The 9,134-nt window shown below is 64.1% G+C and carries 12 protein-coding genes; 8 read left to right on the top strand and 4 right to left on the bottom strand.

Translation table 11 applies throughout. From position 1 onward, the window contains the following. The 5 genes from aspS to clsB all read left to right on the top strand — a co-directional run. A partial coding sequence (aspS, locus tag Q0L94_RS03500) for an aspartate--tRNA ligase (RefSeq protein ID WP_296750115.1) occupies window positions 1-1,787 on the top strand: 1,787 nt, incomplete at its 5' end. A 210-nt stretch (window positions 1,788-1,997) separates the two neighbouring features. Next, a complete protein-coding gene (locus tag Q0L94_RS03495) occupies window positions 1,998-2,303 on the top strand; it encodes a DUF2322 family protein (protein WP_296750113.1) in 306 nt (101 codons plus the stop codon). Next, window positions 2,300-2,740 (top strand): dihydroneopterin triphosphate diphosphatase, encoded by a 441-nt coding sequence (nudB, locus tag Q0L94_RS03490; protein WP_296750111.1) that lies wholly within the window; start codon window positions 2,300-2,302, stop codon window positions 2,738-2,740. The genes Q0L94_RS03495 and nudB overlap by 4 nt, the downstream gene beginning before the upstream one ends. Window positions 2,741-2,748: 8 nt before the next feature. Further along, window positions 2,749-3,504: an endonuclease/exonuclease/phosphatase family protein gene (locus tag Q0L94_RS03485; RefSeq protein ID WP_296750109.1), complete on the top strand. Its 756-nt coding sequence runs from the start codon at window positions 2,749-2,751 to the stop codon at window positions 3,502-3,504. Beyond that, on the top strand, window positions 3,501-4,694 hold the full coding sequence (gene clsB / locus Q0L94_RS03480) for a cardiolipin synthase ClsB (RefSeq protein ID WP_296750107.1): 1,194 nt from the start codon (window positions 3,501-3,503) through the stop codon (window positions 4,692-4,694). The genes Q0L94_RS03485 and clsB overlap by 4 nt, the downstream gene beginning before the upstream one ends. 73 nt (window positions 4,695-4,767) lie before the next feature. Here clsB and Q0L94_RS03475 read toward each other — a convergent pair whose 3' ends face one another. Then, the gene (locus Q0L94_RS03475) at window positions 4,768-5,625 is read right to left on the bottom strand and encodes a neutral zinc metallopeptidase (protein ID WP_296750105.1); all 858 of its coding nucleotides are present in this window, start codon (window positions 5,623-5,625) and stop codon (window positions 4,768-4,770) included. A 277-nt stretch (window positions 5,626-5,902) separates the two neighbouring features. Between Q0L94_RS03475 and Q0L94_RS03470 the strand changes: the two genes are divergently transcribed. Further along, on the top strand, window positions 5,903-6,916 hold the full coding sequence (locus Q0L94_RS03470; RefSeq protein WP_296750103.1) for a porin: 1,014 nt from the start codon (window positions 5,903-5,905) through the stop codon (window positions 6,914-6,916). Window positions 6,917-7,065: 149 nt separating this feature from the next. Here Q0L94_RS03470 and Q0L94_RS03465 read toward each other — a convergent pair whose 3' ends face one another. Together Q0L94_RS03465 and Q0L94_RS03460 are read right to left on the bottom strand one after the other, a co-directional pair. Further along, window positions 7,066-7,569 carry a GNAT family N-acetyltransferase gene (locus Q0L94_RS03465; RefSeq protein ID WP_296750102.1) on the bottom strand — a complete coding sequence of 168 codons (504 nt, stop codon included), beginning with the start codon at window positions 7,567-7,569 and terminating at the stop codon, window positions 7,066-7,068. Continuing rightward, window positions 7,566-7,853 (bottom strand): DUF1778 domain-containing protein, encoded by a 288-nt coding sequence (locus tag Q0L94_RS03460; protein ID WP_296750100.1) that lies wholly within the window; start codon window positions 7,851-7,853, stop codon window positions 7,566-7,568. Before Q0L94_RS03460 ends, Q0L94_RS03465 begins: the two co-directional genes overlap by 4 nt. A gap of 256 nt (window positions 7,854-8,109) precedes the next feature. On the opposite strand from Q0L94_RS03460, the gene Q0L94_RS03455 reads away from it, so the two are divergent. Both Q0L94_RS03455 and Q0L94_RS03450 read left to right on the top strand, forming a co-directional pair. Then, window positions 8,110-8,352 carry a type II toxin-antitoxin system prevent-host-death family antitoxin gene (locus Q0L94_RS03455; protein ID WP_296750098.1) on the top strand — a complete coding sequence of 81 codons (243 nt, stop codon included), beginning with the start codon at window positions 8,110-8,112 and terminating at the stop codon, window positions 8,350-8,352. Then, window positions 8,349-8,738, top strand: a complete 390-nt coding sequence (locus Q0L94_RS03450) for a type II toxin-antitoxin system VapC family toxin (protein WP_296750096.1) — start codon at window positions 8,349-8,351, stop codon at window positions 8,736-8,738. Before Q0L94_RS03455 ends, Q0L94_RS03450 begins: the two co-directional genes overlap by 4 nt. A 51-nt stretch (window positions 8,739-8,789) precedes the next feature. Here the strand turns inward: Q0L94_RS03450 and Q0L94_RS03445 are convergent. Continuing rightward, the coding region (locus tag Q0L94_RS03445; RefSeq protein ID WP_296750094.1) for an OsmC family protein at window positions 8,790-9,134 on the bottom strand (345 nt) is incomplete at its 5' end.

Below are 9,134 nucleotides of genomic sequence, written 5' to 3'. Positions count from 1 at the left end.
GTACTCATTACTGCGGCGCCGTCACCGCCGCCGACATCGGCAACACCGTCACCCTGTGCGGCTGGGCGCACCGCCGGCGCGACCACGGCGGCGTCATCTTCATCGACCTCCGGGACCGCGAAGGGCAGGTGCAGGTGGTGGTCGACCCCGATACCCCGGAGGCGTTCAAGCTCGCCGAGGAGGTGCGCGCCGAGTTCGTGCTGAAGATCGAAGGCCGGGTGCGCCCGCGCCCCGCCGGCACCGAGAACCCCAACCAGGCGACCGGCATGGTCGAGGTGCTGGCGCAGGGCATCGAGATCCTCAACCCGTCGCTTACGCCCCCGTTCCAGCTCGACGACGAGGCCGTCAACGAGAACATCCGCCTGCAGTACCGCTACCTCGACCTGCGCCGCGAGCCGATGCAGAAGAACATGCGCCTGCGCTACCGCGTCTCCAAGCTGATGCGCGACTACCTCGACGGCAACGGCTTCATCGAGGTCGAGACGCCGATGCTGACGCGCTCGACCCCGGAAGGCGCGCGCGACTACCTGGTGCCGTCCCGCGTGCACGACGGGATGTTCTACGCGCTGCCGCAGTCGCCGCAGCTCTTCAAGCAGCTCTTGATGGTCGCGGGCTACGACCGCTATTTCCAGATCACCAAGTGTTTCCGCGACGAGGACCTGCGCGCCGACCGCCAGCCCGAGTTCACCCAGGTCGACCTGGAGACCTCGTTCATGGGCGAGGAGGAGATCATGACCCTGGTCGAGGGCATGATCCGCGACATGATGCAGAAGGCGCAGGGCATCGAGTTGCCGTTCCCGTTCCCGCGCATGTCCTACGCCGAGGCGATGGCGAAGTACGGCTCCGACAAGCCCGACATGCGGGTGACGCTCGAGATCACCGAGCTCACCGAAGTCATGCGTGACGTCGACTTCAAGGTGTTCTCCGCGCCCGCCAACGCCGCCAACGGCCGCGTCGCTGCGCTGCGCGTGCCCAAGGGCGGCGAGTTCTCGCGCGGCGAAATCGACGGCTACACCGAGTTCGTCAAGATCTACGGCGCCAAGGGCCTCGCGTGGATCAAGGTCAACGAGAAAGCGAAAGGGCGTGACGGCCTGCAGTCGCCCATCGTCAAGAACCTGCACGACGCTGCGCTCGCCGAAATCCTTGCGCGTACCGGCGCCGAGGACGGCGACCTCATCTTCTTCGGCGGCGACAAGGCCAAGATCGTCAACGACGCGCTCGGCGCGCTGCGCGCCAAGGTCGGCCACGAGAAGGGCTATCTGGACGGCCGCGCCTGGGCGCCGCTGTGGGTGGTCGACTTCCCGATGTTCGAATACAACGAGGACGAGAACCGCTGGGACGCGCTGCACCATCCCTTCACCGCGCCCAAGGACGGCCACGAGGACTGGCTCGCCACCGACCCCGGCAAGTGCCTGTCCAAGGCCTACGACATGGTGCTGAACGGCTGGGAAGTCGGCGGCGGCTCGGTGCGTATCCATCGCGAAAACGTGCAGGAAAAGGTGTTCGCCGCGCTGAATATCGGCGAGGCGGAGCGCCGTGAAAAATTCGGCTTCCTGCTCGATGCCCTGCAGTACGGCGCGCCGCCGCACGGCGGTCTGGCGTTCGGGCTGGACAGACTGGTGACGCTGATGACCGGCGCCGAATCGATCCGCGACGTCATCGCCTTCCCCAAGACCCAGCGCGCCTCCTGCCTGATGACCAACGCGCCCAACGTGGTCGACGAAAAGCAGCTGCGCGAACTGCATATCCGGCTGCGCAACGTCAATCCGGCGGACAAGGCGGCTTAAACCTTTTTTCATCCGCGAAGGACGCGAAGAAACGCGAAGGAAAAACAATACCAGTCCCCTTGCCTGTCATGGCGAGCGCAGCGAAGCCATCCAATACAGTCCCGCGGCGCCCCTGGATTGCTTCACTGCGTTCGCAATGACGGTTTCATTGGGGTTTCCTTCGCGTCTCTTCGCGTCTCTTCGCGTCCTTCGCGGACAAAGGATTTTGAAATGAAATTCGCCGACACCCTGAAAACCCTGCCCGAGTTCGCGGGCGACAAGCTGCTGCTGACCGATGCGGCCGGCGTCGAGGTCGCAACCATCGCCAATGCGCCCGGCAGCGCCGGCTCGTTCCGGGTGTATGCGCATCTCGCACAGCAATACGGCGCGATCGACGCCGAGGCCGCCGCCGAGGGGCTGGCGATTTTCGCCGAGCACACCGAGGATGCCAGCCGCAACCCCGGCAAGCACCCGAACATCGACCGCCTGATCGCCGTCCTGGCGACAGGCAGCCCGCTCAACGCCCGTATCGAGTGATCGCGCACAAGATTCCTGTTTCGGTACTGGTCGTCATCCATACGGCCGACGGCCAGGTGCTGCTGATGGAGCGCGCCGACGCACCGGGCTTCTGGCAGTCGGTCACCGGCTCGCAGGACGCCGGCGAAACGCTCGAACAGACCGCGATACGCGAAGTGCGCGAGGAAACCGGGCTCGACGCCGCGGCCTTCGAACTGACGCGCTGGGGCATCGAAAACCGCTACGCCATCTACGAACGCTGGCGCCACCGCTATGCCCCGGGCGTGACCCACAATACCGAGCATGTATTCGGTCTGAAACTTCCCGTAGCGCAACCGGTCATAGTTGCGACCCATGAGCACCTGCATTACCGGTGGCTGCCATGGAAAGTAGCTGCGGCGCGCTGTTTTTCGCCCAGCAACGCGGCAGCGATTCGTCTGCTGCCCACACGTTTATAATGGAAGCCATGGAATCTCCGCTGCATATCGCCAGCTACAACATCCACAAGGGCCTGTCGCAATTCAACCGGCGGCTGACCGTGCACGAACTGCGCGACCGTCTCGGCACGCTGGGCACCGACATCGTCTTCCTGCAGGAAGTGCAGGGCAGCCACGGCCTGCGCGCCCGCCGCTTCCAGCACTGGCCGGGGCGGCCGCAGCACGAGTTTCTGGCGGGCCACGTCTACAGCGACTCCGCCTACGGCAAGAACTGCGTCTACGATACCGGCCACCACGGCAACGCCATCCTGTCGCGCTACAAGATTCTGAGCTGGGAAAACGAGGACATCTCCTCCCACGCCTACGAGAGCCGCGGCATGCTGCACTGCGAAATCGAGGTGCCCGGCCTGGCCGCCCCGGTGCACTGCATCAACGTGCACCTGGCGCTCAACGAAGGCGGGCGCAAGCGCCAGCTGGCGATGATCGTCGCGCGCGTGCGCAAGATGGTGCCCGACGGCGCGCCGCTGATCCTGGCCGGCGATTTCAACGACTGGCAGACGCGCGTCGGCCGCTACTTCGAAGACGAGCTGGGGCTGGCCGAAGTATTCGAAACCCACCACGGCAAATCCGCGCGCAGTTATCCGTCCATCCTGCCGATGTTCCAGCTCGACCGCATCTATGTGCGGCGCTTCAACATCGAAGCCGCGCACGTCCACACCGGCAACGCCTGGCACCGCATTTCCGACCACGCAGCGCTGAGCGCCAAGCTGAAACCGGCTGGATGACCGCACGCAACCGCTTGCGCGCGCTGTTTTTTCGCGGCGTCGAGCTGGTTCCCGGCAACCGGATACGGCTGCTGCAAAGCGGCGCCGAGTTCTTCCCGGCGCTGATCGCGGCGATCGACGCCGCACGCGCTGAAGTTCATCTCGAAACCTATATTTTCAGTTCCGACCCGACTGCCGCGACGGTGCGCGATGCCCTGATGCGCGCCGCGCAGCGCGGCGTGCGGGTGCGCCTGCTGATCGACGGCGTGGGCTCGCGCGAGTTGCCGGCCGCCTGGCGGGCTGCGCTCGAAACGGCAGGCGTCGGCGTGCGGATCTATCGTCCGCTGGTGAACGGCTGGCGCGCCAATCCCAAGAACCTGCGGCGGCTGCACCGCAAACTGGCGGTGATCGATGCACGCATCGCCTTCATCGGCGGCATGAACCTGATCGACGATTACGAGCCGGTGCGTTTCGCTGCGCCACGGCTCGATTACAGCGTCGAAGTGCAGGGGCCGCTGATCGTGCAAATCCACCGCAGTGCGCGCCACCTGTGGCGGCTGGTGGCCCTGACGCAGCTGCAGCCCGAGGCTGAGCGCACGCCGCCGCTCGAGCCGTCGTGGCCCACCGATGGCCGCATGCGCGCCGCCTTCGTGGTGCGCGACAACCTCGTCCACCGCCGTGACATCGAACGCAGCTACCTCGCCGCGCTGGCGCTGGCGCATGAAAGCATCCTCATCGCCAACGCCTATTTCCTGCCGGGAAACCGTTTTCGCAAGCTGCTGAAAAAAGCCGCCGCGCGCGGCGTGCGGGTGCAGCTGCTGATGCAGGGCCATACCGACCACCGCTTTTATCAGGCCGCTTCGCGCGCGCTATACAACAACCTGCTGATGGCCGGTGTGGCGATCTACGAATACCAGGCCAGCGAATTGCACGCCAAGGCGGCGGTGGTCGACGGCCACTGGGCCACCGTGGGTTCCAGCAACATCGACCCCTTCAGCCTGTTGCTGGCGCGCGAGGCGAACATCGTCGTCGACGACGCGGATTTTGCCCGTGACCTGCGGCAGCGGCTGCAGCAGGCCATCGCCCGGTCCGCCCCGCTCGATCCCGCCGACTGGCGGCGCCGTTCCTTGCCGCAGCGCATGCTGTCGCGGCTGGCCTACGGCATCGTGCGCATGTTGCTGGGCGTGACCGGGCTGGGGCGCCGGGTGTGAGAAAGCAGGCGGCCTCCCGCGAACCGGCGACGGGATGGCCGCAGCAGGCCGCTCCGGCCTGCAAGTAATCCCCCTACAGCTGCGCTGACTTGAAGGTGTCGCACTGCGCGGGATCGCCGCGCTGCATGCCGCGCTTGAACCAGCGCATGCGCTGTTCCGACGAGCCGTGGGTGAAGGATTCCGGCACCACGAATCCGCGCGCCTGTTTCTGCAGGCGGTCGTCGCCGACCCCGGCCGCGGCTGCCAGCGCTTCCTCGGTGTCGCCCGGCTCCAGGATCTGCCGCTGCTTGTTGGCGTGGTGCGCCCACACCCCGGCAAAGCAGTCGGCCTGCAGCTCCATCCGCACCTGCAGCGCGTTGCCCTCGGTCTCGCCCGCGCGGCTTCGCGCCGCGTGCACCTGTTCCGACACGCCCAAGAGCGTCTGCACGTGGTGCCCCACCTCGTGCGCCACCACGTAGGCCTGCGCGAAGTCGCCCGGCGCATCGTGGCGCTGCGCCAGATCGTTGAAGAAGCTCATGTCCAGATACAGCTTCTGGTCGCCCGGGCAGTAGAACGGCCCCATCGCCGCCTCGGCGAAGCCGCACGCCGACTGCACCGCGCCGGAAAACAGCACCAGCTTCGGCTGCTGGTAGCGCTGGCCCGAGCCCTGGAACAGCGTACCCCACACGTCTTCCGTGTCTGCCAGCACCACCGACATGAATTCCTTGAGTTTTTCCTCTTCCGGGCTGAACGCCGCCGGCTGCTGTTCGGCCTGCGTCGGCGCCAGCGTGCCCGCCTGGTTCAGCACCACCGCCGGGTCCACCCCGAAATACATCGCCACCAGCGCCAGCACGATCGCCCCGATGCCGCCGCCGGCGATCCCCTTGCCGCTCACGCGCATGCCGCGCCGGTCCTCGATGTTGTCGCTGCGTCGTCCGCGTTCCCAGCGCATGGGATTCTCCCTGCAGTAATGAGGCATGCGTATTGTAGCCACGGGTGTTTGATGGTGCTGCGCCTCAACAGGAACAGGCGGCGGCGCTATCCGTTGTGTTGGTGCAACAAAACAACACTTTCCCTCGGTCGCTGCAGAAAAAACAACAGGTTTCCTTGCTGCCCGGCCCCGGGTCTGGATAATCGACCTCGTCCAACAAGCACATATCCGTGTGGGACAGCTCTGCAGAGCTTGAAACCATAACTGGTTTTTATTTTTACTTTCTTAGGAGAAAGCAATGAAAAAATCCCTGATCGCCCTGGCCGTTGCCGGCGTCGTTTCCGCTCCCGCTTTCGCGGCCACCAGCAACGTCGACGTGTACGGCAAGCTGCACGTGTCCGCGTCGCTTTTCGATGACCAGACTGATGGTACCGAAGATCTGCAATTTTCCTCCAACGCCAGCCGCATCGGCTTCAAGGGTTCCGAAGACCTCGGCGGCGGCCTGGCCGCCATCTGGCAGATCGAGACCGGCATCAACATGGACGAGGCGAACGGCAGCTGGGCTAGCCGCAACGTCTTCCTCGGCCTGAAGAGCGACGCCATGGGCACCGTGATGATCGGCAACTACGACACCCCGCTGAAACTGATCGGCCGCAACATCGACCTGTTCGGCGACACCATGGCCGACTCGCGCAACGTGACCGAAGTCGCTTCCGACACCCGCGGCAGAAACTCGGTGACCTACATGTCGCCCAGCTTCAGCGGCCTGGCCTTCGCTGCCCAGTACAGCAACGCGATGGATGCGGATGCCACTACTGGCGCTGGTGATAAGAACGACAACTCCGCCTGGAGCCTGAACGGCACCTACACCAACGGTCCCCTGTTCGTGGGTCTGGCCTATAGCGACGGCGACGCGCTCGAAGCCGTCAACGTCGACAGAGAGTGGCGTCTGGCTGCCGGTTACAGCTTCGGCAACTTCAAGGTGGTCGGCCAGTACGACAAGTCGGACGCCGAGACCGGCTCCTCTGACTTCGATTCCTGGCTGCTGGGCGCTGCCTACACCATGGGCAACGTGGTCCTGAAGGCCAACTACATGGACGGCGACGAAGACGGCGCCTCCGATGATCCCAAGCAGTGGACCATTGGCGCCGACTACAACCTGTCCAAGCGCACCACGCTCTACGCACTGTACGCTGACGGCGAACACATCGCCTTCGGTGGCGGCGCCGGCGGCAGCGACCGTATTGGCAGCTGCACGACGTGCGGCGGCGACGTTTCCATCTTCTCGCTGGGTATGGTTCACACCTTCTAATTCAACGCCGGGGCAACCCGGTTTGAACGACGAAGCTGAAACGGGCTCCTGCGGGAGCCCGTTTTTTTATCAACAGAATAATGGGTGACCCCATTGTTTTCTCTTGTTTCCTGGCAACGCTGTTCGCCGATGAAGCCAGGCGCAAAGCTTCACGGCATCCTGGCCAGGCGTCGCGCGTCCTTGAGCAGCAGGATCAGTTGACGCTCGTTTTCTGGCGTGGGCTCGAAGCCAAAACGCCGGTAAAACGCCTCCGCTTCGGCATCAAGAGGATGCGTCAGCAGTGCCCGAATACCTGCGTGCTCGGCCACTGCAATGGCACGATAGATGGCATCCTGCAAAAGGCTGAAGCCCAGACCGCGCCTTTGATAATCCAGATCAACCGCCAGCCTGGCCAGAATGACCAGCGGGATCGGATGCTGCCCCATACCGCGACGCACCCGCTCGGGCGCATCGAGCGTATCGATCTGGCCGACAGTCAGGCTGTAATACCCCGTGACGCGCTCGCCATCGCACGACACAAAGGTTCTCGCCGAACCGCCGCCCTGAGCTTGCCGGGCGTGGCGTAGCAGCCAGTCCGTGAGCGCAGGCTTGCCGCAATCAAACGCTTCCACTTGATGGCGGGCATCCAGCGGCTGCGGCGCGGAAAGACTCATTTTTCAGCCCAGACCGGACGGCGGGAAAACAACTCGGTCAGGCCGGGGTTGTCGGACTCGGGGCGATCCAGCATCTCCATAATTGCCCGGTACTGGCTGCCCGACACCATGAACAAGCGCTGGTCGAGCAAGGTCTGTTCGGCCGCCAGATAGGCCGCGTCAAGGATGAAATCCGTCAGCGATTTGTGTGCCACTTCGGCGGCACGACGCAGCACGGTTTCCTGTGTGGGGGTGGCGCGCAGCCCGAGGCGTGCGGAACGAACAGGCGCAGAAGCGGTGGACATGATAGGTCTCCATGATTACGTACATCAGACAAAATGTTAGTACAAACGACGCAACCCGTCCATTGGCACTTCAAGATCGGTGGCCTGCGCCACTTTCGGGAAGAATAATGGGCGACCTCATTCCTGCCTTCCCATTCCTGTTCTTCTGGGGAAGGCGATCCCTGCTCTGAGTCGGATAGGGCCGGGTTTGCGACGCTTGAGTTTTGGGCGCAGCGACCTTACGATCTGACTAACTTGTTAGCTAACAGGAGGGGTCATGAAGACGGTCAATATCCATGAAGCAAAAACGGCCCTGTCGGCGCTGATCGCCGCAGCCGAGGCGGGGGAAGAGGTCGTCATCTCGCGTGCCAACAAGCCTGTGGTGAAGCTGGTGCCGGTGGGGCTGCCCAAACAAGAAAAACGCACGTTCGGGTTGCACAAGGACACGCCTTTTTATGTGGCCCCTGATTTCGATGCTCCGCTGACGGATGAATTCTGGCTGGGGCGGGAACGGACATGAGGCTGTTGCTGGATACGCATGTTTTTTTGTGGCTCGATTCGGCGGATGCACGCATTCCGGCGGGGGTGCGCGAGGCATGCGAGGATGGCCGGAACGAGGTGTTTCTCAGCCTGGCGAGCGTGTGGGAAATGCAGATCAAGACGGCGCTGGGCAAGATGCGCCCGCCGATATCACCTGTCGCGCTGGCTGAAGCCTATCTCGACAATGGGACGCTGAAAGCCTTGCCTGTCGGGTTGGCGCATATTCGGGAATTGGGCATGTTGCCGGCCAGCCACGGCGACCCGTTCGACCGCATGCTCGTCGCGCAGGCCCGCTACGAAGGCCTCACGCTGGTGTCAACCGACCGTGTGATGGGGGAGTATCCCGTTGGCGTGTTGTGGGAATGAAACAGAAGCAAGGGCAGGAAGCAACGGGCGCCTTGTGGCGCCCGTTTTGTTTCAGCCTTCCACCACCTCGAAATCGTGGGTGATCTCGGCCGCCTTGCCGAGCATGATGCTGGCCGAGCAGTATTTATCGGCGGAGAGTTTCACCGCCTGTTCAACGCGCTTGGGGTCGAGTGCCTTGCCGGTGACGGTGAAGTGGACGTGGATTCTGGTGAAGACCTTGGGGTCGGTTTCGGCGCGGCTGGCGTCGATGTCGGCGACGCAGTCGGTGACCTGCTGGCGGCCCTTTCTCAGGATGTGGACGACGTCGTAGGCGGAGCAGCCGCCGAGGCCCAGCAGCAGCATTTCCATCGGCCGCACGCCGAGGTTCCTGCCGCCGCCTTCGGGCGGGCCGTCCAT

The sequence above is a fragment of the Thiobacillus sp. genome (genome assembly GCF_024708915.1).
Note: the sequence above shows the minus strand (reverse complement) of the source record. Positions and strands in the feature narration are given on the sequence as shown.

Excerpts from the sequence above, each read along its gene's own strand:
- Q0L94_RS03495 (WP_296750113.1), top strand. The coding sequence starts at position 1,998 with ATGAAATTCGCCGACACCCTGAAAACCCTGCCCGAGTTCGCGGGCGAC.
- Q0L94_RS03460 (WP_296750100.1), bottom strand. The coding sequence starts at position 7,853 with ATGTCCACCGCTTCTGCGCCTGTTCGTTCCGCACGCCTCGGGCTGCGC.
- Q0L94_RS03470 (WP_296750103.1), top strand. The coding sequence starts at position 5,903 with ATGAAAAAATCCCTGATCGCCCTGGCCGTTGCCGGCGTCGTTTCCGCT.
- Q0L94_RS03475 (WP_296750105.1), bottom strand. The coding sequence starts at position 5,625 with ATGCGCTGGGAACGCGGACGACGCAGCGACAACATCGAGGACCGGCGC.
- Q0L94_RS03450 (WP_296750096.1), top strand. The coding sequence starts at position 8,349 with ATGAGGCTGTTGCTGGATACGCATGTTTTTTTGTGGCTCGATTCGGCG.
- Q0L94_RS03455 (WP_296750098.1), top strand. The coding sequence starts at position 8,110 with ATGAAGACGGTCAATATCCATGAAGCAAAAACGGCCCTGTCGGCGCTG.
- Q0L94_RS03485 (WP_296750109.1), top strand. The coding sequence starts at position 2,749 with ATGGAATCTCCGCTGCATATCGCCAGCTACAACATCCACAAGGGCCTG.
- clsB (WP_296750107.1), top strand. The coding sequence starts at position 3,501 with ATGACCGCACGCAACCGCTTGCGCGCGCTGTTTTTTCGCGGCGTCGAG.
- Q0L94_RS03465 (WP_296750102.1), bottom strand. The coding sequence starts at position 7,569 with ATGAGTCTTTCCGCGCCGCAGCCGCTGGATGCCCGCCATCAAGTGGAA.